Origin of the sequence: Marinomonas pontica, assembly GCF_026191375.1 — a bacterium.
GTDB classification, from domain to species: domain Bacteria; phylum Pseudomonadota; class Gammaproteobacteria; order Pseudomonadales; family Marinomonadaceae; genus Marinomonas; species Marinomonas pontica.
Genome location: NZ_JAODTL010000053.1, coordinates 129,733 through 154,786, shown reverse-complemented (window position 1 = coordinate 154,786; position 25,054 = coordinate 129,733). Strand labels below are relative to the sequence as shown.

At 45.0% G+C, this 25,054-nt stretch carries 26 protein-coding genes; 14 read left to right on the top strand and 12 right to left on the bottom strand.

What is annotated here, in order from left to right:
- The first annotated feature begins 66 nt into the window (after positions 1 to 66).
- The 4 genes from N5P32_RS15790 to N5P32_RS15775 all read left to right on the top strand — a co-directional run bounded on the left by N5P32_RS15790 (position 67) and on the right by N5P32_RS15775 (position 3,859).
- Positions 67 to 768 (top strand): glutathione S-transferase family protein, encoded by a 702-nt coding sequence (locus tag N5P32_RS15790; protein WP_409371113.1) that lies wholly within the window; start codon positions 67 to 69, stop codon positions 766 to 768.
- A gap of 179 nt (positions 769 to 947) precedes the next feature.
- A complete protein-coding gene (locus N5P32_RS15785) occupies positions 948 to 1,604 on the top strand; it encodes a glucosaminidase domain-containing protein (RefSeq protein WP_265729976.1) in 657 nt (218 codons plus the stop codon).
- Positions 1,580 to 1,810, top strand: coding sequence for a hypothetical protein (locus tag N5P32_RS15780; protein WP_265729975.1), 231 nt, complete (start codon positions 1,580 to 1,582; stop codon positions 1,808 to 1,810). The genes N5P32_RS15785 and N5P32_RS15780 overlap by 25 nt, the downstream gene beginning before the upstream one ends.
- Positions 1,811 to 1,942: 132 nt before the next feature.
- The gene (locus N5P32_RS15775) at positions 1,943 to 3,859 is read left to right on the top strand and encodes a beta-ketoacyl synthase (protein WP_265729974.1); all 1,917 of its coding nucleotides are present in this window, start codon (positions 1,943 to 1,945) and stop codon (positions 3,857 to 3,859) included.
- Positions 3,860 to 3,895: 36 nt separating this feature from the next.
- Here the strand turns inward: N5P32_RS15775 and N5P32_RS15770 are convergent, their stop codons facing one another.
- Positions 3,896 to 4,792: a LysR family transcriptional regulator gene (locus N5P32_RS15770; protein WP_265729973.1), complete on the bottom strand. Its 897-nt coding sequence runs from the start codon at positions 4,790 to 4,792 to the stop codon at positions 3,896 to 3,898.
- 138 nt (positions 4,793 to 4,930) lie between these two features.
- Between N5P32_RS15770 and N5P32_RS15765 the strand changes: the two genes are divergently transcribed.
- On the top strand, positions 4,931 to 5,470 hold the full coding sequence (locus N5P32_RS15765; RefSeq protein WP_265729972.1) for a YceI family protein: 540 nt from the start codon (positions 4,931 to 4,933) through the stop codon (positions 5,468 to 5,470).
- Between the two features lie 57 nt (positions 5,471 to 5,527).
- On the top strand, positions 5,528 to 6,373 hold the full coding sequence (locus N5P32_RS15760; RefSeq protein WP_265729971.1) for a hypothetical protein: 846 nt from the start codon (positions 5,528 to 5,530) through the stop codon (positions 6,371 to 6,373).
- A 109-nt stretch (positions 6,374 to 6,482) separates the two neighbouring features.
- On the opposite strand, the gene N5P32_RS15755 is transcribed toward N5P32_RS15760, so the two are convergent.
- The 4 genes from N5P32_RS15755 to N5P32_RS15740 all read right to left on the bottom strand — a co-directional run bounded on the left by N5P32_RS15755 (position 6,483) and on the right by N5P32_RS15740 (position 10,145).
- Positions 6,483 to 6,785: a hypothetical protein gene (locus N5P32_RS15755; RefSeq protein WP_265729970.1), complete on the bottom strand. Its 303-nt coding sequence runs from the start codon at positions 6,783 to 6,785 to the stop codon at positions 6,483 to 6,485.
- A gap of 39 nt (positions 6,786 to 6,824) precedes the next feature.
- Positions 6,825 to 7,568, bottom strand: coding sequence for an SDR family oxidoreductase (locus N5P32_RS15750; RefSeq protein WP_265729969.1), 744 nt, complete (start codon positions 7,566 to 7,568; stop codon positions 6,825 to 6,827).
- Between the two features lie 130 nt (positions 7,569 to 7,698).
- Complete coding sequence (locus N5P32_RS15745) at positions 7,699 to 8,478, bottom strand: TatD family hydrolase (protein ID WP_265729968.1); 780 nt, start codon at positions 8,476 to 8,478, stop codon at positions 7,699 to 7,701.
- A gap of 110 nt (positions 8,479 to 8,588) precedes the next feature.
- Positions 8,589 to 10,145, bottom strand: a complete 1,557-nt coding sequence (locus N5P32_RS15740) for a phosphoenolpyruvate carboxykinase (protein ID WP_265729967.1) — start codon at positions 10,143 to 10,145, stop codon at positions 8,589 to 8,591.
- 505 nt (positions 10,146 to 10,650) lie between these two features.
- On the opposite strand from N5P32_RS15740, the gene gndA reads away from it, so the two are divergent.
- A complete protein-coding gene (gene gndA, locus N5P32_RS15735; protein WP_265729966.1) occupies positions 10,651 to 12,174 on the top strand; it encodes an NADP-dependent phosphogluconate dehydrogenase in 1,524 nt (507 codons plus the stop codon).
- 122 nt (positions 12,175 to 12,296) lie between these two features.
- Here gndA and N5P32_RS15730 read toward each other — a convergent pair whose 3' ends face one another.
- The gene (locus N5P32_RS15730; RefSeq protein ID WP_265729965.1) at positions 12,297 to 13,016 is read right to left on the bottom strand and encodes an RNA methyltransferase; all 720 of its coding nucleotides are present in this window, start codon (positions 13,014 to 13,016) and stop codon (positions 12,297 to 12,299) included.
- A 311-nt stretch (positions 13,017 to 13,327) separates the two neighbouring features.
- Here N5P32_RS15730 and N5P32_RS15725 point away from each other — a divergent pair, with 311 nt between their 5' ends.
- Positions 13,328 to 14,116, top strand: coding sequence for an inositol monophosphatase family protein (locus N5P32_RS15725; RefSeq protein ID WP_265729964.1), 789 nt, complete (start codon positions 13,328 to 13,330; stop codon positions 14,114 to 14,116).
- A gap of 83 nt (positions 14,117 to 14,199) precedes the next feature.
- Here the strand turns inward: N5P32_RS15725 and N5P32_RS15720 are convergent, their stop codons facing one another.
- The 5 genes from N5P32_RS15720 to N5P32_RS15700 all read right to left on the bottom strand — a co-directional run bounded on the left by N5P32_RS15720 (position 14,200) and on the right by N5P32_RS15700 (position 18,576).
- Entirely contained in the window at positions 14,200 to 15,264 is a 1,065-nt protein-coding gene (locus N5P32_RS15720) for a Gfo/Idh/MocA family protein (protein WP_265729963.1), read from the bottom strand.
- A gap of 147 nt (positions 15,265 to 15,411) precedes the next feature.
- Positions 15,412 to 16,080 (bottom strand): YceH family protein, encoded by a 669-nt coding sequence (locus N5P32_RS15715; RefSeq protein WP_265729962.1) that lies wholly within the window; start codon positions 16,078 to 16,080, stop codon positions 15,412 to 15,414.
- Positions 16,081 to 16,113: 33 nt separating this feature from the next.
- Entirely contained in the window at positions 16,114 to 16,902 is a 789-nt protein-coding gene (locus N5P32_RS15710) for a sterol desaturase family protein (protein ID WP_265729961.1), read from the bottom strand.
- A gap of 51 nt (positions 16,903 to 16,953) precedes the next feature.
- On the bottom strand, positions 16,954 to 17,346 hold the full coding sequence (locus N5P32_RS15705) for a DUF1801 domain-containing protein (protein WP_265729960.1): 393 nt from the start codon (positions 17,344 to 17,346) through the stop codon (positions 16,954 to 16,956).
- Between the two features lie 75 nt (positions 17,347 to 17,421).
- The gene (locus N5P32_RS15700) at positions 17,422 to 18,576 is read right to left on the bottom strand and encodes a MalY/PatB family protein (protein ID WP_265729959.1); all 1,155 of its coding nucleotides are present in this window, start codon (positions 18,574 to 18,576) and stop codon (positions 17,422 to 17,424) included.
- A 324-nt stretch (positions 18,577 to 18,900) separates the two neighbouring features.
- Here N5P32_RS15700 and betI point away from each other — a divergent pair, with 324 nt between their 5' ends.
- From betI to N5P32_RS15670, 6 genes are all read left to right on the top strand, one after another.
- Complete coding sequence (gene betI, locus N5P32_RS15695) at positions 18,901 to 19,488, top strand: transcriptional regulator BetI (RefSeq protein ID WP_265729958.1); 588 nt, start codon at positions 18,901 to 18,903, stop codon at positions 19,486 to 19,488.
- Between the two features lie 149 nt (positions 19,489 to 19,637).
- Positions 19,638 to 20,573, top strand: a complete 936-nt coding sequence (locus N5P32_RS15690) for a choline ABC transporter substrate-binding protein (protein ID WP_265729957.1) — start codon at positions 19,638 to 19,640, stop codon at positions 20,571 to 20,573.
- Between the two features lie 80 nt (positions 20,574 to 20,653).
- Positions 20,654 to 21,499 (top strand): choline ABC transporter permease subunit, encoded by an 846-nt coding sequence (gene choW, locus N5P32_RS15685; protein ID WP_265729956.1) that lies wholly within the window; start codon positions 20,654 to 20,656, stop codon positions 21,497 to 21,499.
- A gap of 3 nt (positions 21,500 to 21,502) precedes the next feature.
- Positions 21,503 to 22,690 carry a choline ABC transporter ATP-binding protein gene (choV, locus tag N5P32_RS15680; RefSeq protein WP_265729955.1) on the top strand — a complete coding sequence of 396 codons (1,188 nt, stop codon included), beginning with the start codon at positions 21,503 to 21,505 and terminating at the stop codon, positions 22,688 to 22,690.
- Positions 22,691 to 23,076: 386 nt separating this feature from the next.
- Positions 23,077 to 24,138, top strand: coding sequence for an MFS transporter (locus tag N5P32_RS15675; RefSeq protein ID WP_265729954.1), 1,062 nt, complete (start codon positions 23,077 to 23,079; stop codon positions 24,136 to 24,138).
- Positions 24,125 to 24,361 carry a hypothetical protein gene (locus N5P32_RS15670; RefSeq protein ID WP_265729953.1) on the top strand — a complete coding sequence of 79 codons (237 nt, stop codon included), beginning with the start codon at positions 24,125 to 24,127 and terminating at the stop codon, positions 24,359 to 24,361. Before N5P32_RS15675 ends, N5P32_RS15670 begins: the two co-directional genes overlap by 14 nt.
- 44 nt (positions 24,362 to 24,405) lie before the next feature.
- Here N5P32_RS15670 and N5P32_RS15665 read toward each other — a convergent pair whose 3' ends face one another.
- Positions 24,406 to 25,011, bottom strand: coding sequence for a LysE/ArgO family amino acid transporter (locus tag N5P32_RS15665; RefSeq protein WP_265729952.1), 606 nt, complete (start codon positions 25,009 to 25,011; stop codon positions 24,406 to 24,408).
- Positions 25,012 to 25,054: the final 43 nt, after the last annotated feature.

Here is a 25,054-nt window from a genome sequence, read left to right as displayed (position 1 = left end):
AAGAATTGATTTATCAAGCTCAAACAGCTAGAAGACATTATCAGCATCAGTTGCGTACACCCAGACATGCTTGAAAATGGCTGGGAATTCAAACAAGACCCAGACTTTATTGACCCAAACATTCACATAGAAGACCCACTGCATCAATTTGATTATGCGCATCAACTTTATACAAAAGCCAACCCAGATTACAGCGGCAGAGTCACGGTCCCCATTTTATGGGATAAAGAGCGCAGCACCATTGTTTCTAACGAGTCATCGGAAATTATTCGTATATTTAATCGCGCTTTCAATGACATCACCCATAACACGCTGGACTTTTACCCTGCTGAAAAAGCGGATCAAATAGATCAAATTAATGACCGCATTTACAACACCCTGAACAATGGCGTGTATAAATGTGGTTTTGCTACGACCCAACAAGCCTACGAAGAAGCGCTCGTTCCAGTTTTTGATACGCTCGACTTTTTGGAAGAACAACTTTCCACCAATAGCTATCTAGTTGGTGAAGAACAAACCGAAGCCGATTGGAGGCTATTCACCACACTGATTCGCTTTGATGCCGTTTACTTCGGGCATTTTAAATGCAATATGAAACGCATTTTGGATTACCCCAAACTCAATGCGTATTTAAAACGCTTGTACCATTGGCCGAACATTGCAAGCACAGTCAACTTACAACACATAAAACGCCACTATTATTTTAGCCACAAAAACATCAACCCAACGCAAGTGGTTCCCATTGGACCTGCGAGCCTTTTTGTCTGACGTCTTTACAACAAGAAGAGGAATTAAGGCAAATTAAAGAAGCCTAAGCTAAAGTCTATTAAAGTTGAGCCTTTTTAAGGATAATAGGCTCACTTTCGTATCGACTTCTTTTCCTTGGAAGCATTATCTGAATAGATAATCATAACGAGGATATAAACGTTTGAGACTTGTGGTTACTTATGAACAAAAAAATTCTTTGGATCGTTTCTTTTGCCCTCTTGTTCATATTGTGGATAAAAGCAGGTCCATTCAAAAGCCCTTCAGAAGACGCCTCCTCTGATGACAGAGTGACAGAATTAAATGAAGATTCTGGAGAAGCCACGCCGGACGAAAAAAGCTACTTTAAGTCACATCCAGTAAAAACAAAGAGCCCTGATTTCTCGGCTATAACCGATATTAAAGAACGTAAAAAAGCGTTTTTTGAGTTTTTAACCCCATTTGTTAACGAAAAAAACACCCTGATTTTAAAAGATCGTGAACGTTTAACGGCTTTACTCAACAGCAATAAGAAGCTGTCTACGAAAAACAAAAAGTGGGTCAGCACACTTCGCCAAAACCACAAACTTGAAAAACTGGACAACTACACAAAAGACGACTTAATCGCTTTATTGAACCGACTTGATATCATTCCGGCTTCGCTGGTACTGGCTCAAGCGGCCAATGAATCGGCTTGGGGAACCTCACGCTTTGCCACCAAAGGTAACAACTTTTTGGTCAATGGTGCTTTAGAAAAGGCTGCGGTCTGGTCCCTGAATCTCGAAACGAAGATGCCGATCATGAAGTACGAAAGTTTAATGATGCCCGAGAATCTGTGTTTGCTTACATCGACAACTTAAACACCAACGGTGCTTACAAAAAACTCCGAGCAGCCCGCGCACAATTGAGAAAAGACAAAGAAGTGATTACCGGTCTTGCCTTGGTTCATGGTTTGGAACATTACTCGCAACGGGGTCAAGCCTACGTTGACGAGATAGAAGGTCTGATTAACTACAATAAACTTTGGCGGTTCAACCGCACGCAATCAAAGCCTGAGCAAAAGTAGCGCTTTCGCTACTCTTTTTTGCCTAAATTTCAATGTATTGTTACGAAATTACCTTAATGCGGGGTGGCTAAGCGCCACCCCTTCATTACAATACCGTAATATTTTACCCACTCACCAAACGAGGAAATTCAATTGGCCCGTTTACCTGTTATCGTTGGCTTTGGCGGAATCAATTCGGCTGGTCGTACCTCATCACATCAAGCATATCGTCGAATTGTTTTTGATCTTCTGCCAAGTTCACTGCAGCAGGATGTATTACTCGATCTTGCCACAATCACTAACATGGCAGAACACAAAAACGGCCTTTGGTACACACACGGTGGCGAAGCATTAGATGCCACCGCACTCGTTGACAGCATTGGAGAGTCTCTTCTTGCTCGCACCCTAATTCGTCGCATCCATCCGAGCCTATTCGATGTGGACCATGTGGTATTGCATAAATCCACCACATTGCAATCGAACCAAAGCGATGAAAAATTAAGTTTCACCATCAAAACTCGCTCACTGCCTAATGACAGACCAACAAACTGGCACGTCACAGAGTTATCAAGCACACTCAGCGAAGTAACAGTTGATGGAAATTTGGAAACTTTCATTAAAGACACTCGACCACTGTCCGTCAAAGCGGCAGGCCAATTACCCACTGGGTTCGACCCGTCCAAACTTTACCAGAGTAGGAACCATCCTCGTGGTCTGCAAATGACGGTATATGGCGCTTCTGACGCCATTAAGAGCAGCGGCATTGACTGGGAAACCATTCGTAACAAAGTGTCACCTGACCAAATGGCGGTCTACGCCGCCAACTCAATTGGACAGATGGATGACCTTGGCTTCGGTGGCATGCTGAAATCCGCATTAATGGGCAAGCGCACAACGTCTAAACATTTACCGCTTGGCTACGCACAGATGCCTGCTGACTTTGTTAACGCTTATATTCTAGGCAGCGTAGGCAATGTTGGGACCGCAATCGGCGCGTGCGCAACGTACTTTTTCAACCTAGAAAAAGCGATCGATGGCATAAAAACCGGCAAATTCCGCGTTGCCATGGTGGGCGGCAGTGATGCTCCAATCACGCCTGAAATCATTGAAGGTTTTAGAACCATGGGCGCATTGGCTGAAGACACGGCGCTGCTTGCATTAGATCAAATAACCAATCAATCTGAGCCAGACCACACTCGCAGCTGTCGTCCGTTCGCCCAAAACTGTGGCTTTACCATTGGCGAATCCAGCCAATGGACACTGTTAATGGACGATGAACTCGCTATTGAGTTGGGCGCAGAAATCTTCGGTGCTATTCCAGCGGTATTCTCACACGCAGATGGCCACAAAAAATCCATTTCAGCACCGGGTATTGGGAACTATTTGACCATGAGCAAAGCCATGGCTTACCTACAGAACATCATAGGTAACGAAGGCTTAACTCAGCGCACTTTCATTCAGGCGCATGGCACAAGCACACCTCAAAACCGCATAACCGAATCCCATGTATTGAGCAAAGCAGCGACCAGCTTTGGCGCAACCGACATGCCAGTGGTTGCCATGAAAGCCTTTCTTGGTCACTCTCAGGGTACGGCGGGCGGAGACCAACTGCACCTGTCTTTGGGTGTTTGGAAAGACGGTATTTTACCTGGCATCACCACGTCATACGCCATCGCGGATGACGTTTATCAAGATGGCTTGAAGTTCCAACTAAAGCACGAAGCGTATGGAAAAGACTATTTTGATGCCGCCCTACTCAATTCCAAAGGCTTTGGTGGTAACAATGCGACGGCCGTTTTGCTGTCCCCAAACCAAACCTTGAAAATGCTCTGCAAGCGCTACTCCGAAGAACAAATGAGCGCTTACCACGCAAAAAATGTCGATGTAGCAGCCGCGGCAGAAGACTATAACCAAGCAGCGATTCGCGGGGAAACGCTGCCTATCTATAAGTTTGGCTTCAATGTACTTGGTGGCGAAGAGCTCAACATCACCGACAAATCCATACAGCTACCAGGCTACGAATTGGCCGTTGACCTCAACATAGACAATGATTTTAGTGATCTAAAATAACATTGTGCTTATGCAATTGGGCTGACCAACTCCTTACTAAAATTGGATGTTGGCCAGCTTTTCTTGCAAAAAATCCAGCAGCAAGCGAGTTTTTCGCGACATCAGTTTTCGTTGCGGATAAATCGCGTAAAAGCACAATTCATACCCCTTACACTTCGGCAATAAGTTAACCAGCTCTCCCGATTCAATGTATTTTGATACCAAAAAATCCGGCTGATAAATCACCCCCATTCCCGCCAAAGCAAAACGCGTTAATGCACTGCCATTATTTGCGCTGAAAGCACCAGAAATAGTTATAGAACGCAAGGTTCCATCCTCATCCGTGACCGACCAGCGATTTGGCACCAATGCATTGCGATATAAAAGACAGGAATGTTTTTCCAACTCTTCGATTTGATTAAGGCCACCATGCTCAGCAACGTACTCAGGGGATGCACACACAAACCCTTTTGAATAACACAAAGGCCGCGCAACAAACTGATCGCCACCCAAGTCGCCACCCCGAATCGCGATATCAACTCCAGATTCCGTCATATCAACACGCTTATCACTGAAATCAATATCCAGTTCAATTTGCGGGTACAATTGACTAAAGCGACTCAACAAAGGAACAAGATGAGACAAGCCGAAATCCATAGGAACACTGACTTTTAATAGCCCTTTTGGCTTTTTGGTCAACTCCCCTATTTCACCTTCCGCCTCCTCTATGGCGTCCAAAATAGAAACGCAATGCTGATAATATTTACGCCCCGCATGAGTAATGCTGATATTGCGCGTATTACGCTGAAGAAGCTTAGTACCTAATTCTTCTTCAATAGCATTGATATAGCGCGTTACCATAGGGCGTGATATGTCCAATGATTCACTGGCCAATCGAAAACTCTCTGCCTCATAGACGCGGCAAAATACCTTCATGGCTTGAAGTTTATCCATTCATTTCCCCTAAGATGAAAAAGTTCCGCACTGATTATTTCTAATAGTGAAATATTGAATTGTATTTTACGCCGATTATTTATTTAAAAAAACAAATTACACTACACGCATCTTTGAATCAATGAGAGGAAAAACCGAATGAAAATCATCTCTATCAGTGCATTACTGCTTGCTTCTAGCGTATCGATGGCCGCTGACTACAAAATCGACCCAGCGCATTCCGGCGTGATATTTAAAGTCGGGCATTTAGGCGTTAGTACAACTCCTGGTCGCTTTAATGAGTTCGAGGGAAACTTCTCTTTAGCCGATGATGGAAAATCAGGCAGCGCCACGCTAACCATCAAAGCAGACAGTGTCGACACCAACCACGAAGCTCGCGACAAACACCTTCGTAGTCCAGACTTCTTAGACGTAAAACAATTTCCGTCTCTTACTTTTAACAGCACAAAGTTTGATGGCAAAACATTGTCTGGTGACTTAACACTGCACGGTGTGACTAAACCGGTTAGCTTTGATGTGAATAAAATAGGCGAAGGCAAAGACCCATGGGGCGGCTACCGCGCAGGATTTGAAGCGAAAACCGTTATTCAACGCAGCGATTTTGGCATCACTTATTTCATTCCAGGCGTAACCGACAGAACTGAAATCGAAGTGTATGTCGAAGGCATTCGCCAGTAACCGTAATTCATCAAGGAAACAGAAAAGATCATGTACGAAGAAGCCAGCAATTCCACAATGTTAATGTTATTACATACGGCAGTTTACCCCTTTATTGCCGCACTAATAGTCAGTCTTATTGCTGGCAAAGTGTTACGTGCATCGTCTTATCTTGGTTACCTTGGTGGCTTTCTGGTCGGACTCAGCCTGATCCATTCAGGCTTGAGTTTCCCTCCAGCCCAAGCCATTGACTACTACAGTATCACTACGCTGATCGGTATTATTGGTGTTTTACTTCTCACAACTACAATGACGCCCGGACGACGCTATGGCGTTACCTTTGTCTTATCAGGGCTGTCTTTTTATCTACTCTTAAACCCTGTTTTGAAACACTCAGGGCTCAGCATCAGTCTTAGCTGGGCTGTTGTGAGTGCGGCTATTGTATTGACTCATTTGTTTATGACGTCTAAACACGAAGCGACATCAAACGATACTCAGGCAAAACAAATATTGTCACCACTCATCACTCCAATTGGACTGATGATAACAGCAGGCAGCGCCGCTCCTGTTGTATCAATAGGTGGAAGTTTATTGATTGGTCAATTATTAGGTGCGTTTGCCGCAGCCATGTTTGCTTATGTGATCGTCGCTTTTATGACGCGAAGCGCCCAACAATACAGTTCGTTTCCTGCCGCATTATTACTGGGCGGCTTGATAACACAAAGTCATGTTTTGGCCGACATTCCACTTTCGGTCATGCTAATCATCACAGCGGGCAGCTTTGTCACTCCGATTGCTATACAGTTCAGTAAACTAGCCAATAACAAACACAGCGTCTTGATTATGGCATCACAAGCCATCGCCAGCTTACTTATCAGTGGATTCTGTTTATGGTTAGTATGGCCAGAAAGCAGTCTATATTAATCCTTAAAAATAGAACGTGAAGATCGCCATAGTGGCAATATAATGGCCGCTATGGCACTGTTGATAGCACAATACGAAAGCAAGAAAATCATTTCACTACTATCAAATCCTAGATACGCGCAAACAAACATGGTGTTGGGCAAAACAGCAAACAACCACAACCCAACCACCAAAAAAACCGTCCAACACCAGAGATGCCTTTCACTTTACTTAGCAGCCACGCGGTAAAATACAAATACATCAGCACTGATACAAGAAAGCCCAACACCAAGCTAATCGAAGGTCGTGCAAGCAAACCATCAACAACAAAGCGGTCTAAAAATATTGAAGGGGCGGAAGCATACCAAACGCCACCCACAATAATCTGAAGTAAAAAAACCAACAAAACCGCTTTATGATTTACTTTGTACACACCAACCCCTTATTGCTTATTTACACCAACCAACCTTTGTTAGTTCGCTTTATATAGTTCCTTAACCAGACTGCGTAATTTTGATCTCCATGGGCGCTGCTTGATACCGAAGTGATTAAATATCTTTCGACAAGACAACGACTGCCGCTGCATCGCAGAGGTTTCCTGAACTTCTGGAAATGAATCACCAATGGCTTCCACTTCCACTTGTGCTTTAGGGTCAAATTGCCCCGAGGTCGCTACAATCGCCTCAACTAAACGGATCCAACTGATCTCTTCTGCACAACAATAATGGTAAACGCCTTTGTTTTCAGCGCCATAATGCCCCTGATTTACCATGGACAAAATAACACGAACCAAATCGGAAACCGGCGTAGGGCTACCAATCAGGTCATCTTTGTATGCAAGGTTAACGCCATCCTGGATCAAACCCAACGTCCTACAAACAAAATCATCACCTTGACCACTAAACAACCAACCAGTGCGCAATACAATATTATCTGGATTACTTAGCACAATAGACTCTGCAGCGATCAAGGCTTGCGCATAGGGCTCAGTACTATCTGGCGTGTCTGTTTCCGCATAAGGCACTTCTTTATTGCCAGAAAATACCCTCGCACTGCTGATCATAATCAACGGAGCGTTTGCACGATCGCTAAAGTATTGCAGCGTTGATTGAAATTTTTCGTAATCGCTTTGCAATGCATAGCGCAAGCTCAATGCATCAATCACAACATCAAACTGCATGTCATCCAATTCTGCCCTTCTGTTAACGTCGAGCAATAACGACTCTTCAGGGCAAATCCAAAAGAACTCATTTTTTCTTTCGATAATTGCAATAACGACGAACCAACTTCCGTCCCACTTCCCAAAAGAAGGATACGGATTGGGGCATTAATATCCGCTGTAGTATTCAAAGCACACCCTCATTCCACTTAGGAAAAACTCTAAGTAGATTATCACATGTCTGCGCTGCAATCCGCTCAACATTTTCCGATCTTATCGTCGCCACACTCTGAGCTATCAAGGGAATAGAAAGTGGCGTGTTTAGCCTTCCTTGATAACCATTCAATGGCATATCAGGTGAGTCTGTTTCCAAAACAAAATCCAAATCATTCAACGCCGCTAAAACACGATGCGCTTTTTGCGCTCTTGGGTAGGTGATTGTCCCCCCGATCCCCAGCACAAAACCAAAATCGATGAATCGTTTGGCCTGCTCTGCACTGCCGTTAAAAGCGTGGACGACGCCACCGTGTTTAAACTTCGCTTCTTTTAGACATTTCATTACCAAGTCATAACTTTTTCTGGCATGCAGGACAACCGGCAACTGCAACGCGCTGGCCACGCTCAATTGACGCGAAAAATACGCAAGCTGTAACGTCATGTCTACCGCATTGGGCCAACAATCCAGTCCAATCTCCCCTACCGCCACAACGCCCTGCGCCTCACACTGATCACCCAGCAACTCTATTTGATCCATTGTTGCGCCAGCCAGAAAATATGGATGCAAACCGTATGCGGCACGCCATTGCGGGTACTTATTGACCAGCAGCGCCAATTTAGACCAACTAGAATACGTTGTCGCTGGCACCAAAAAGCCCGACACATCATGTTCAGCGCATCGCAGCATGAGCGCATCCCGCTGATCATCAAAAACATCAAAATCTAAATGGCAATGGCTATCAATATACATACACAAAAGATTACATGAATTCGGTATAAAAGCACGAGTTTATAAAATAGACAAAAACAAAAAAGCCGTGCTAGATGCACGGCTTCTGGAAACACTGTCAATACAATCAGTTAAAGCGATGGGCCCGCTTTAACAATGCTGTCTGATACGGTTTCAAATTTCTTAAAGTTCTCAACAAACTGAGCAATAAGATTTTTCGCTTGCGCTTCATAAGCCGCTTGATCAGCCCACGTTTTACGAGGGTTTAACAATACACTGTCAACACCCGGCACATGAACAGGAACATCAAGGTTCACATCAGCCAAATGTTCTGTCTCAGCACCCACAAGCGCACCAGACTGAATAGCCGAAATCACAGCACGGGTCGTTGGAATACTAAAACGCTTGCCACCTTGACCATGCGCACCGCCAGTCCAGCCAGTATTAACCAAATACACCTTGCTACCAAACTCTTCAATACGCTTGATCAAAAGATCCGCATACACATCGGCAGAACGAGGGAAGAAAGGCGCACCAAAACAAGTAGAGAACGTAGACTTAATGCCCGTACCCGCACCCATTTCTGTAGAGCCCACTAACGCAGTGTAACCACTTAAAAAGTGATAAGCCGCTGCTTCTTTTGTCAAAATAGACACAGGAGGAAGAACGCCTGTTAAGTCGCAAGTCAAAAAGATAATTGCATTAGGTTCACCTGCGCGGTTACCGGCAGCACGCTTTTCAATGTGCTCACGAGGGTAACCAGCACGACCATTCTGAGTCAAAGACGTATCTGCGTAATCAGCAACTCGTGTTTCAGGGTCGAGCACCACGTTTTCAACGATTGTACCGAATTTGATCGCATCCCAAATAATAGGCTCATTCTTCTGAGACAAATCGATGGTTTTCGCGTAGCAGCCACCTTCAATATTGAAAACTGTGTCTTTACCCCAACCATGCTCGTCATCACCGATCAAGAAACGCTCAGGATCCGCAGACAATGTCGTTTTACCTGTACCAGACAGGCCAAAGAACAAGGTTACGTCTTCTTCCGTGCCCACGTTGGCTGCACAGTGCATTGGCAACACATCATAAGCCGGCAATAAATAGTTTTGAACAGAGAACATCGCTTTTTTCATCTCACCGGCATAACGCATACCAGCGATAAGCACTTTGCGTTCAGCAAAGTTTAGAATGACACAACCGTCAGAGTTAGTGCCATCACGCTCGGGATCACAAACAAAGTTTGGCGCATTCAAGATCTGCCATTCGCCTTTGCTGGATGGGTTATACACATCAGGGCGAATAAACAAATTGCGGCCAAACAACTGATGCCAAGCCGTTTCAGTACGCATGATGACAGGCAAATAATACTCATCACCTGCACCCACATGAATATTGGACAAGAACGACTCTTGTGAATCTAGATAAGCAGCAACGCGGTCCCAAAGAGGCGCGAACTTTTCTTCAGGGAATGGACGGTTAACAGGTCCCCAATGAATACTGTCTTTACTGGATGCTTCTTCCACAATGAAGCGATCCATAGGAGAACGACCGGTACGTGCACCCGTTTCAACAACAAGCGCGCCATTATCGGCAAGAACACCTTCGCCATTTTGCAGGGCTTTTTCAACCAACTGAGGCGTCGTTAAATTGCTATGAATAGTGATTACATCTGATGCGGAGTTCATGCTGCTAAATCCTCTGAACTATAAAAGATTGTCTGGTCATTCTTATTATTATGCGATTTTTTTCTGTGAAAAGGATAGTAACAAAACAATCTAAAAAAAATATTGTTATAACAATATGTTATTTTATTACCATTCTGAAACTTCAACAAAATCTACAAATAATTGAAAAACAACAACTTTTATTCAAAACCTTCCAATGAATCACTTTTAAGGAAGATAACACTTCCGCTCAAAGCGCATATTCTTGTAGTTTTCTTTCTTTTTGTAGTCTTACTACTAAATGGAAAACTTCCTACCGATCAGAGAACACATACTTAAAATCAGACCTTTCACATAATTAGAGCGGGATAAAGCCGTTATGTTTGTAAGGTTTCTATTGAAAAACCGCAAAAAAACATATTTTTTTGAACTTTTCTTACCTCTAACATGTCCTGAATTGTCGTGCTTCATGGTAAGATTATTTCCTCAATTTCCCCCTATCGCTCAAAAAGGTTGATCTATTTTTATGTTAAAAACGAATCAGAACTGCAATATTGGATTTGTCGGCCTGGGTGTCATGGGTAAAAACTTAGCCTTAAATCTAGCAGACCATGGCTACCGAGTTGCAGGTTTTGATCTTGACACACACAAAGTGCAAGACGTTCTTGACACAGAAGCCGCTGAACGTCCTGACGCATCAGCTGATGCTCGCATCATTGGTTGCTCAAGCATGGAAGACATGCTTTCGAACCTAGTAAAACCGCGTGTTATCGTGGTACTCGTACCAGCCGGAAACCCAGTAGACGCTGTCTGCCATAGTTTAATTGACGCAGGACTAGAAGCGGACGACATCGTCGTTGACTGTGGTAACAGCCAATGGACAGACACCATTCGCCGCGAAGCGGAATACAAAGAAAAATTCAAATTCTTCGGAACCGCCGTCTCTGGTGGTGAAGTAGGCGCTCGATTTGGTCCGTCACTTATGCCGGGCGGTGATGCCGATTCTTGGAAATACCTACAGCCAATGTGGGAAGCGGTTGCGGCCAAAGTAGATGAAAACGGCAAGCCGATTGTTAGTAACACACCTGGCAAACCCGTTACGGAAGGCGAGCCTTGCACCGCCTACCTTGGGCCAAATGGCGCAGGACATTACGTTAAAATGGTTCACAACGGCATTGAATACGCGGATATGCAGCTTATTTGCGAAGCGTATCACTTGTTGCGCTCGTTGCTGGGTTACGAACCAGAAGAAATCGGCAAATTGTTCGAAAAATGGAACCAAGGTGTTTTGAACAGCTATCTAGTCGAAATTACCGCGGACATTCTTCAGCAATACGATCAAAAAACCGGCGCACCACTGGTCGACATGATTCTAGACAGCGCCGGACAGAAAGGCACTGGTCGTTGGACATCCATCAGCGCAACGCAAATGGGCGTTCCTGCTGGCATCATCAGTGAATCTGTTTACGCTCGTGCACTTAGTACCCTAACAGGTGAGCGTGAGCTAGCCGCTAATAAGCTGGTTGCGGAAGTAGAAAGTGGTGACATTGAAGCCGAAGAAGTAGAGAAGGCAATCGAAGAAGCACTGTACTGCGCGAAAATTTGTGCCTACGCTCAAGGCTTCCAGCTGATGCGTGCGGCTCAAAAAGAATACGATTGGACGCTAAACTTTACCGATATCGCGAAAATTTGGCGTGGTGGCTGCATCATTCGAGCTTCCTTCCTGCAAAAAATCGCGGACGCCTTTATTGAAAACCCACAACTTGAAAACCTATTGCTAAGCGACTATTTCGCGGACGCTATGGCCAGCAAGCAAACAGGTCTTCGTAAAGCCGTCGTTCTTGCAGCACAGTCTGGCATTCCGACACCTTCTTTCTTCTCCGCTTTGGCTTACTTTGATGGCTACCGGTCAGAAGTTTTGCCTGCTAACTTACTGCAAGCTCAACGTGATTACTTTGGCGCGCACACCTACGAACGAGTAGACGCAGAGCCAGGTGAAAAATTTCACACTTATTGGCAAGAAGAAGGTCGTCCTGAGCGCAAAGCGTAAGACCGACATCTAGCAAAAATAAAAAACGCTGACTTACCAAGTCAGCGTTTTTTTATCTCAAATTTGGGCTTAATGTTATAAGATTTAAGCCACGAAATAGAATGACGTAGACAGTGGCGTCATTACTTCATTTTCTTTTCCATCGACGTCAACATCCCTCTTAACATGCCAACCTCCTGTTGATCCAATCGTGAACGCTGAAACATGCGACGAAAGCGCGTCATGACTTGCATCGGCATTTCTGGATCCAGAAACTCCGTCTGAACTAACACTTTTTCTAAGTGCTCAAGCAAGTAATCGATCTGCTCCACATTGGCCGCTGGCACGTCCCATTTACTGGCTACAACGGGCGTGTCTTTCATCAAAAGCGTCTTCATGCGCAATTCATAAGCGATGACTTGCACTGCAGCCCCTAAATTCAATGAACTAAAGGTTTCGACAGAAGGAATGTGAACATGGTAATTGCAGCGCTGTAATTCTTCATTGGTCAAGCCTCTATCCTCACGACCAAATACAAAGGCAGTGACTAAACCTTCATCAAACACCAAGTCAGCAGCTTGTCGCGGATCCACCAAAGGCCAAGGAATATTGCGCTCACGAGCACTGGTACCAATAACAAGCTGGCAATCTGCCAACGCCTCTTCCAATGTATCGACCACCACCGCATTGTCTAAAATATCCGTTGCACCTGAAGCGCGACTAATGGCTTCGTCGCTGGGATAAAGTTTGGGCGCAACCAAATAGAGCTCAGCGAGCCCCATATTTTTCATTGCGCGAGCAGCACCGCCGATGTTACCTGGGTGAGATGTGTTAACAAGGACAATTCTTACAGTATTTTGCATTTTATGAGGCACCAATAATCGCGGTCGAACAAACGCGCCTATCTTAACAGATATTTAACACAAAGCTCCAAAGTGATCAGATTTTAACCAAAGTTTTACTGGCAAAAAAAACACGCTTACGCTAGAATTCGCGCTCTTATTTAGGCGCTCGGTTTTGTCATTTTTTTACTTAGGGCATTACGTAGAAAACGTACCTTTGTGAATCCAATTGACGAAACGGAGACCGCTCGCTCTTTAACACTTTATTTGGCAACCTATCGTCTTTTTTGACGATATGTGCATTTTAATGACGGAATAATTGACGGTAAATTATGCAACCTAGAATCAATGTCGCACTTAAAGCAGCTCGTGCCGCTGCAGAATATATTGTTCACTCGCAAGAAAAATTGTTGTTTGACAAAGAACAAGGCCAATCAGCGGAACAAGTTTACCAAGCGGTTTGCTCTGGCGCAGAACGTAGCATTGTTTACCACCTTGAAAAAGCTTATCCAGCCGACACCATTACCACTCGCCTTCAAGGCACAGTACAAAATGGTAATGAAGGCGAATGGATTATTGATGCAATTCAAGGTCAGCACCTATTCTCACGCGGCCTAACTGGCAACGTTATTACCATGAGCTACGTGGTTGCCGGTAAAGTGGAGCACGCACTTGTGCTCAACCCTCACACCAAAGACGAGTTCTACGCCAGCAAAGGCCGTGGTGCTTACCTAAACAATTCTCGTATTCGCAGCAGTTCAGCTCGCACGCTAGAAAACGTTACTGTCGCAGCGCAATTCCCTGCAACAGATCGTCTTATGCCATACCTGTCTGGCCAATTCGCTGTACTGACTGAAATCGCCGAACAAGGCGCTCGTGCTGTCATGCAAGACTCTCCTGCATTGATGCTGGCTAACGTTGCCGCAGGTCGTACCGACGCTGCCTGGGGAATTAAACTTCAAGAATGGGAAATGCAAGCCCCGCTATTCATCGCAAAAGAAGCCGGTTGTCTATTCGCGGGGTTTGATGGCTCACCAAGCCTAGAAAAAGGCGACGTATTGTGTGCAGCACCACGTTTATTCAAAGTATTGCTACCTGTATTAAACAAACACCTTAACTAAGCTTACGACCCTTTAGATAAGTACAAATTTAAAAAACCTCTTCTCGCGTGAGAAGAGGTTTTTTTTGCTTACCCTAAACAGGTTTAGTGTTTATGGTGGTGGCTGTGTTCGTGATGATGGTCGTGTACATCTTCATCATGATGGTGATGATGATCGTCGCTTGGCATACTTTCCCCTGGATAATACAAACCAATATCTTGACGCACTTCATCCAAGGTAGCGATCAGCTCTAAACTGTCCTGCCAGCTGTGATTTGGGCTTTGAATCAGCCCCTCTTCAAGACAGCGATTGACTTCATCGGCTTCGAATTGATACCCGTTACCCGGAAAATCAAACTCAACGGCTCGCTCAGTATTATCCGAACGAACAATACGACACGATTTTGCCTTGAACCATTCTGAGTCAATTTCTATGAAGCCCTCAGAGCCCGATAACGTTGCACGGTTCGGGTTACAAGAAATCAGCGAGGCATCCAAAGACGCCAATTGACCGCTTTCCCAACCCAAAAGAATCTGCTCAAACAAGTCCACATCCGTGTCACCGATCACCGCTTGGTTTTGCACAAAATCGGGCTTGCCAAAAAAGAGTTGAGCAAGAAACACAGGGTATATACCAATGTCCAACAACGCGCCGCCGCCAAGCTCAAGATTCATCAAGCGATGATTTGGGTCTGTCGGTGCCAAGAAATTAAAGCTCGCTTGAATGCTATTCAACGTGCCTATTTCCCCTTCTTCCACCCATTCAAGCACTTGCTCGATGACAGGGTTGAAGCGCGTCCACATCGCTTCCATCACGAAAACGTTACGCTCTAAAGCTAGATCATATAATTCCCTAGATTGCGCTTCATTGATGGTAAATGGCTTTTCACACAACACGGCTTTTCCGGCCATAATGCAGGCTTTTGCCAAGTCATAGTGATACACATGCGGTGTGGCAATATAAATAACATCGACTTCATTGCTGTTGATCAGCGAAAAATAATCAACAAACGCCAACTCAATATCAAATTCTGCCGAAAATCGGTCTGCAGACGCTTTATCACGAGAAGCCACCGCACGAAGTTCGCCGGCTTTGACATGGCAAAAATCGCTCGCGAATAAATGAGCAATATGGCCCGTACCAATAATACCCCAGCGTACCTTCTTCATAGGATTCTCCCCATAACTGTCATCAATAGCATTAGCGTCCAAGACGCTGTTGCACTAACGCACCCCATTCCCCACATCACAATATCAATGGGAATACAAAAGCAATGGGTGCCAAAAAAATCGCACTAAGTTTGACGTTAAAGAAGATTATAGTCCACTGGCATTTTCAAGCTCTTGAATCCGCTCATTTAATGTGACAATTCGTGCTTCCAGTTCCAATACCTTAGCTTCCAGCTGTTGCGTATATTCATCATCATTCGCAGAGGAAGAAGGCTCAGCAGACGTGTTAGTTGGACGTTCAGAGTCCGTGCAAAAACACTCTTGATATCGTTGCTCGCGCTTACCCGGCTCCTTAGGAAGCTGGCACACATAAGGACCACCCGTTTTGTTCTGAAGAGACAACAAAGCGGATTCCACTTCCTCTCTGGACTGAAACGTGTGCAAGCGTCCGCTACGGGAACGAAACTCACCCGGTGTTTGAGCACCTCGGACAAACATCAGACACACAATGGCGGTTTCGGCAGGCGTTAATTGCAGATCAGAGAACTCGGTATTGCAGAACCTATGCTGATATTTACTCACGCGACTGTTCGACGCATTAATTTCGGTCACCAACCCTCGAGACACTAATGCATCTAAGGCATCTTGTACGTCCAACTCGGACAATTGCGTGACAGGATCGCGATTGGATTTTTGATTACAGGCATTAACCAGGGCATTAACGCTAAGCGGATATTGATCGGGAGTCGTTATCTCTTTTTCCATGAGACAACCAATAATACGCATTTCTATAAAATTCACTTCGTGATAACTCATGACATTTCCTAATTTATTCTGCTCAATTCGTCTTTAACGAAACCCTTTAGAACCTCTAAAAGGCATCACCAATACTTCTTTTAACGATGTAGGTTGATACAAACTCGTATCAGGCAGACCTATTTTTAAGCACTCATCTCCTTCTAATGCACAATTCCTTTTGCTTTTAAAAAACGCATCCCAAACACTTAGGAAAAAACCATAATTGCTGTTCGCTTCAATGCTCACTCTCGAATGATGAATCCGGTGCATATCAGGCGTAACCACCAACAACTTAAGCCATTGTTCGATCTTAACAGGCAATCTAATATTTGTGTGATTAAACATGGCAGAAGCGTTTAACAAGATATCGAACGCCAAAATCGCCTCAATAGGAATCCCCAGCAAAAAGATGGCGAAGGCTTTAATCACAAGAGACAATAAAATTTCAATAGGATGAAACCGCACTGCCGAGCTGACATCCAACTCAGGATCTGAATGATGAACGCGGTGCAAGCGCCACAAAGCCGGCACCCGATGGAACAAACGATGCTGCCAATAAATAAGACAATCCAAGCATACTATACTCAGCAATACGATAACCCAGAAAGGCAGCGCCAATACCTCAAATACGCCAACACCCTGTCCTAAAAACGCCACCATTGACAGCAACACAGGCTGAACTAGACGAACACAAAGCGCCCCAAGCGCAAACAATGAAACGTTGTGGCGCCAGCGTGACTTCCATTGTAACAAGGCTCCTCGAGGGCGAGCCCATTGCCATACCACCAATACGAAAAAGACCACGATAAACACACTTATGCGCGCGTTGAAATCCACCATTTAATGACAACCTAACATCATAATTCGAAACATCGTTGCACCATCACCACGCTACTGGACAAGCGTACCACCAGCTCGATGATTCAGTAAAAAATGCACCTTAATTTGCCCTAAAAGCTCAGCAAGTACGTTGAGATTTATGTCATCCAAACAATGAATAATAAGGCAATTATTTCCAAATTGAGCGTGGGGCAATCGATCAACAAACGGGTATAAAACGCTTAAATCGGAGAAATACACGCACAAATGATCTGCCCGCGCTGCCACACCATAAAGCCAACTCGCATTTTGTTGAAAATACGGAATACCAAGGCCATTGACCAATTCAGCCTCTGGCGCAATGAGCTCCATCATATCAATGATTTCCAGCAAATCTGCCCGCATTGCAGGCGCAGCATGCTGAACATACTGCTGCACAAAGTCACTCGATGTTAAGGTCAACATAAAATCCTCTCTTTAAAGTTACACATAAAAAGGACCTCAACCATGAAGACTTAACCCATTGAAAAACATAATAAATCACATATAAGCATGCTCTATTAATGCTTTTTCTATACGAGTCAACGCTTGGTCTAGAGTCGATTGGGGACACCCAAAGTTTAGGCGAACATAGCCAGGATTGCCAAAATCTTTACCATCAGAAACGCCCACACCAGCCGCCACAAAAAATGCATGAGGGTCCTCTAATGACAGCATAGAAACATCAATCCACGCCAAATACGTCGCCTCCAAATGCAGCATTTTTAATGGCGTCGCCGACAATCTTTGTGCCAAAAAATCACGATTTTTTCTCAAGTAAGCCAGCAAAGCTCGATGCCACTCTTGGCCTTCCTGATAGGCGGCGGTGGCGGCAGTCAAACCAAGCATATTAGGTGACGGAATCAACCCAGCACGACTTTGATTAAATGCCTGACGTAACAGCGTATTTTCAATGATCGCAAAAGCATAACCCAAGCCCGCAATATTAAACGTCTTGCTTGGCGCCATTAGCGTAATGCATCTATTAGCAGCGTCTTCATTAAGGCTCGCGAACGGCACGTGAGGAAGATCGTCTAAAATCAAATCGCAATGAATTTCATCGCTGACGACAAGCAAATCGTACCGCTCTGCCAACGCATGAATGCGCAACAATTCTTCTTTTGTATAAACAGTGCCACCAGGATTATGTGGATTACATAACAGAATCATCTTGCTTTTAGGGTTCGCGCAAGCGGCTTCAAGTTGTGGCATATCAGGCAACCAACGGCCGTCCTGAATCGTCATATCGACAGTTAATAACTCACGCTCTGATAACAAGGGCGCCTTTGTTAAATGGTAGTAAACGGGGCCAGGCACCACAACGGCATCACCAACCTCTGAAAACACACGAACGCTTAAATGCAGAGCACACACCAGCCCTGGCAAATGCACTAAATGCCCAGCAGAAACCGACCATTGATATCGAGTAAACAGGTGGGATTGAATCGCATTTTCTAGCGCTTTTGGCGTGCTAGTGTAACCATAAACGCCTTTTTCAACTCTTTGATTTATAGCGTTTTTAATGCATTCAGGAGAATCAAAATCCATATCAGCCACCCACATTGGAATGACGCTATCATTGTATTTAGACCATTTGTCGCTGTTTGTATTCGCTCTGTCAATTTGAGTATCGAACACAGCAGTAAAGGAATCCATAAAGTCACACTCCAGTCATATATTTCGTTCCATAATTAACATAACCTAAGCAATTTACTCCAGAGATAATGCACGCGATACAAGAAAAACAAAGCCGTCATTTGAGATAAAACAAGCCGAAAAATCCTTATTATTTATCTTAAACCGACACAATCGCTCTCAAAAAAGACAAAAAAAAATTTAAATAAGACAAAAACTCTTTTAAATCAAATAGATAAATTACTTAGAGAACTAAGTTTTCGATTTGTCAAGGGTTGACCTAAATTACACAATCAGCCTAGTATTGTTTTCATTAAACGGCTGTTTAATAAAAAAGGACTCAGAATGCCAAAAGTTGGAATGCCTGAAATACGTAAACCTCAGCTCATCGAGGCCGCAATAAAAGCCATTGATAAATACGGCTTTGCGGGGGCAACTGTCAGTGTCATTGGCAAAAAAGCAGGCGTGTCGCCAGCCATCATTAACCATTACTTTGGTGGCAAAGACGGCTTATACGAAGCAACCATGAAAAGCTTGATCCGTGAATTTTTTGATGTTCTGTCCAAAGAAATCATAAAAACAAAAAACAAATCAGCCAAACACAAAGTTATGGCCATTGTTAAAGCCAGTTTTAGTCAATCCCAAACACACCCTCAAGTAGTGAAGACTTGGATGGGGTTTTGGGCATCAGCTATGCACACACCTTCTTTGTATCGCTTACAAAACGTCTATTCAAAGCGTTTAAACACGTCACTCGTGTGCGTATTAAAAGAAGAGTTCGAATTAGAAGAAGCGCGTAATATCGCACTGACTGTCGCCGCATTGATCGACGGGATGTGGTTGCGAGGTTCGTTGGCTGGCGGTATCAACAAAGAAGCGGCCGCAGCACAAATACAAAATTATCTGGATTTAGTGTTTAAAGATCATCATTAAACACATCCAATATCGACATTTACATCAAACACTTTTGGGTAGCCTACCGTTATTTGCTGCTCACCGTTTTTAGGAGTTTACGTTCAGTGCTGATACATGGTGCTGTATTCGCTCATAGATTTTGAGTTCAATAGAAAGAGGATAAGGGTATGTTAAATAAAGCAAAAAAGACCGCTATAGCCATTAGTGTAGCCAGTATTTCTGGCCTAACGATGGCCGCAGATTGTTCAACGGTACGCTTTTCAGATGTGGGCTGGACGGACATTACGGCAACAACAGCCGTAACCAGCGAAATTGTTGAGGGTCTAGGCTACAAAACAAAAACTCAGTTACTGTCTGTTCCAGTGACTTACACATCACTGGCCAATGGCGACATCGATGTTTTCCTTGGAAACTGGATGCCAACTATGCAGGCTGACATCGAACCTTACCTTAAAGCTGGCACGGTTGAAGACCTTGGCGCAAACCTAGTAGGCGCAAAATACACACTTGCTGTCAGCAAAGACGCATTTGATGCGGGTGTGACGGATTTTTCTGATATTGCGAAACACCGCAAAGAATTCTCTGGCCGTATTTATGGTATTGAACCAGGCAATGACGGCAACCGCATTATTCAAGACATGATCGACTCTAATGCTTTTGACTTGGGCGACTTTCAATTAGTCGAATCCAGTGAAGCGGGTATGCTTTCTCAAGTGAGCCGAAACACGCGCCGTAACAAATGGATTGCTTTCCTAGGTTGGGCACCACACCCGATGAACGCCAACTTCAAAATGGAATACTTGTCCGGTGGTGATGAGTACTTTGGCCCGAACTTTGGTGGCGCAAATGTTCATACCAACATCCGTAAAGGCTACCTCCAAGAGTGTCCAAACGTAGGCAAACTCATTACGAACCTATCCTTCACTCTGCCTATGGAAAACGAAATCATGGGCGCAATTCTAGACGATGGTAAAAAACCAGATGCTGCCGCAAAAGCATGGTTAAAAGCCAACCCCGCTGTTCTTGATGCTTGGTTACAAGGCGTCACCACACAATCCGGTGGCAATGGCCTAAGCGCCGTTAAATCTCACCTAGGCTTGTAATTCACAAGACTCGTGCATCATCGCATTCTTAGCCACACACGGCTAAGAATGCGCCATTAAACCATCGGGAGAACACACATATGAATTGGCTGACGGATAATAAAATCCCTCTTGGCGCTTGGATGGAAAGCTTTGTCGACTGGCTGGTTACTGCGGCTTCCGTTTTTTTTGACCTCGTATCCATGACCTTAGAAACCATGATTGTCACCATGGTTGATGCGATAGAATACGTTCACCCTATCGCTGTCATTGGCATTGTACTGGTCGGTGTCTGGTTCCTTCACCGTAGTATCGGCTTACTTATTTTTGCCGCAGCGTCGCTGTTACTTATTATCAACATGGGCTACTGGGTAGAAACCATACAAACGCTGGTATTGGTTATCTCAGCCACCGCCATGAGCGTATTGGTAGGCGTACCGATTGGTATTGCTGCAGCGCATCGCCCTTGGTTATACACCATTTTGCGCCCTATTTTGGACTTGATGCAAACCATCCCAACGTTTGTTTATCTGATTCCAACACTGATTTTATTTGGCTTAGGTTATGTTCCGGGCTTGATTTCTACCATCATTTTCGCCATTGCCGCGCCGATCCGTTTGACTTACCTAGGGGTAAGCAAAGTACCGAATGAATTGATCGAGGCAGGCTTAGCGTTTGGCTGCACAAAATCCAAATTGTTGTACAAAGTAGAGCTGCCTGCAGCCATGCCAAACATCATGGCCGGTGTCACTCAATGTATCATGCTGTCCCTATCTATGGTGGTTGTCGCCGCCTTAGTCGGCGCTGACGGCTTAGGCAAACCTGTGGTGCGAGCGCTCAATACAGTAAATATCTCCCAAGGGTTTGAAGCGGGTGTAGCCATTGTCTTGGTTGCCATCATGCTAGACCGTATTTGTAAATCACCATCATCCAAAAACGAGGGGTAAGTTATGGCTGTTGTAACAATTGAAAACGTCGATATCGTCTTCGGTGACAATAAAGCAAAAACCCTTCCATTGATGGATAAAGGCCATACTCGTGACCAAATTTTGGGCATGACTGGTGATGTGGTTGGCGTACAAAACGCCACCATTGAAGTAAATGAAGGCGAAATTTGCGTATTAATGGGCTTGTCTGGTTCAGGCAAGTCCACCTTATTAAGAGCCGTAAACGGTTTGAATAAAATAGCTCGTGGTCGCTGTCTTGTAAGAGACGGCGATAGCATGGTTGACATGGCCAAATGCGATGAAGCCAAGCTGCGTCACATGCGCACACATCGCGTGTCCATGGTGTTTCAGAGCTTTGCTCTTATGCCGTGGCTCACCGTGCTTGAAAACGTCGCCTTCGGCTTAGAAATGCAAGGCATGCCAAAACCCGAACGTCTTAAAAAAGCACGTGAACAGCTAAAAATGGTGAGCTTGGACAAGTGGGCAGACAAGAAACCGGACGAATTGTCTGGTGGCATGCGTCAACGTGTTGGTCTGGCCAGAGCCTTTGTTATGGACACAGACGTATTATTGATGGATGAGCCTTTCTCTGCGCTCGACCCACTAATCCGTTCACAATTACAAGATGAGCTAATCGAGCTGCAAAAGCGCCTTAACAAAACCATCATCTTCGTGAGCCATGACTTAGACGAAGCACTAAAAATTGGCTCAAAAATAGCCATAATGGAATCCGCGAGAATCATTCAGGAAGACACGCCAGAACAGATCGTGCTCAACCCAGCAACCGAATACGTGGAAAAATTTGTCGCGCACACCAACCCACTTAATGTATTACGTGGTAATTCATTGATGACCCCCTTGTCGGAACTTGCGGTCAACTCAAACGGCACAGCCATCACGGATGACACTTGGATAACGTTGGACGAAGGTAAATTGGCATCGGTTCACAACACCGCTGGGGAAATCCCAACCGCACGCTGGACACCAGACACCGTATTGGCCAATGTACCTGAGAACACTGTTTTCATCGTACCCGCCAACATCGCTATGCGAGATGCGGTAGAGCTTCGCTATCACTCGAACCTCTTTATGGTATTAGAAGACGCTGGTCAATGCGTTGGCATACTGAACGACCACAACTTTTACCACGCATTGCTTGGTAAACATTTCGGTCGCGATGAAGCCGCATAAATTAGCATTCATTTACTAAACTCTCAAAAGGCCTCATGCGTTCAAGCATTGCAGGCCTTTTTTGTTTTCATCCGCGCAGCATGGTTCGACTGCAGTCTATTGATTCCCACAAATTATAGGTGGATACCAAAGCTGGAACCGACTTGCCCCCCACAACGAGGATAAAACAAAGTCACGGCTTTTCTACAGGCTCTAAACCTGCTTAAACTCTTCCAGAAAAGTGTGATGATCTTTGCTATCTTTTAACGCGTAGATTAGTGATTGAAATCTCCTAGATTAGTGATTGCAATCAAAAGCCCAGTCGGTATAGTCAGCCGAAATAATGACCAATTCGAGCCATTAATATTTTCTCACACACTGATAAGTGAAATACAAAAGGACACTGAATGTTAAAGCAAACCCTCATTCCTATCTGGAGTCTGCTCATCGGTATTGCCGTGCTCACCATGGCCAGCGCATTACAAAGCTCACTGATCGGTATTCGTGCGTCTATTGAGGGCTTTAATACCACCGCGACCGGTTTAATCATGTCCGCGTATTACCTTGGCTTTATCTTAGGGTCTTTATTGGTACCTAACTGGGTCAAGAATGTAGGCCATATTCGTGTGTTTGCGGCGGTTGCGTCGTTGGCGTCTATCACTATTTTGATGCAATCTATGGTCGTTAATCCTTGGTTCTGGATGCTCATGAGAATGGGGACAGGATTGTGTTATGCCGGTCTGTTTATTGTGACCGAAAGCTGGCTAAATGACATTGCCACGAACAAAACCCGCGGTCGTTTGTTCTCTATTTATATTATCGAAATCTGGGCAAGCCAGACCATCAGTCAGTTCTTGTTGAACCTATCGTCCCCAAGTGGATACGGTTTGTTTATTTTGACTTCTGTTCTTATTTCATTGGCCGTGGTTCCTCTACTGCTGGTTAGAACGCCATCACCAACCATCAATGTACCCGAAAAACTCAACATTCTAGGCTTGATAAAAACAGCCCCACTAGGGGTAACGGGTGTCACCATTGCCGGTGCAACCTCCGGTGCGCTGCTCGGTCTTGGTGCGCTTTATGCTCAGAGTATCGGAATGAACATCGCCGAAATATCGCTGTTCATTGGCGCAAGCTACGTTGGTGGAATGATTCTACAATGGCCAATCGGTAAATTATCTGATCGCCAAGACCGTCGAGTCACCATTCTATGGGTCGGTGTAGTAGGTGCCATCGCCGCCTTCATCGTGCCACTTGGCGCCGGACTCAGTAATCAAATTCTGATGATGATTGGCATGTTTGCTGTCGGGGCATTTACCTTCCCCATGTATTCATTGGCGTCTTCGCACATGAACGACCAATTGCGACCAGAACAAATTCTATCTGCCAGTAGTGGTATGGATTTTGTTGAACGGCATTGGCGGGATGCTTGGGCCGCTTATTGCGGCGGCACTCATGGACACGCTTAGAATCGATGCGTTGTTTTGGTTTGTGGCCGCGCTCAACATCAGCGTTGCTTTGGTAGCTCTGTACCGCATCAACCGTAAGCCAGCCATGGTGATCGAAGAACAAGGGGATCAAATCCCAGTGGCGTTGACGGTATCATCCGTTGCCACCGCAGAGATGTTAGCAGAGGCCGATTCTTCGACTACCGTAGAGGAAGCCCCACATGAAGTCGAAATCAAACTCTAACAGCCCATAAAAATGGTGATAACGTTTCGCCACACAGTACTTTATTACAAAGGCTGTGTGGCGATTTTCAAGGCAATAGCCCAAATCAACAACGCATTAATACGATTAAACCAACGCCAAAACGCGGCCTTTTCCAACCATTTAGCACACAACTTACCAACGAGCGCCAAAGACAAAAACCACAACACAGACGCACACACACCCCCTAGCACAAACTCCCATTTCGCCCCTTGCCACTGGTTCGCCAAACTGCCCATCAAAATCATCGTATCCAAATAAAAATGAGGATTAAGCCAAGTCACCACAAACCCCATTAACACCAAAGGCCACAGTGCCAACCGTTTACTGTACTGCTCCAAAATAAGGTGCTCTTCCTGAAAAGACGCGCGCCATTTTCCCAAAGCAAACCACACTAAAAACGCCACGCCAGCCCAGCGAGACAGGGACAACAACCAATCGTGGCTTTGCAAAATCAACCCTAACCCAAATGCCCCCAGCGCAATCGAAATGGCATCGCTCACGATAAACAGCAACGCGATAGGGAATGCATAATGACGCTTTAATGCCTGTTCCAATAAAAAACTGTTCTGCGCGCCCACGGCGACAATTAAACCACCGCCCGTAATGGCACCACTCATCAACGCCAACATAATTCTCTCCTCATTTCGTACCACCTAAACAGTCATGGCAAAA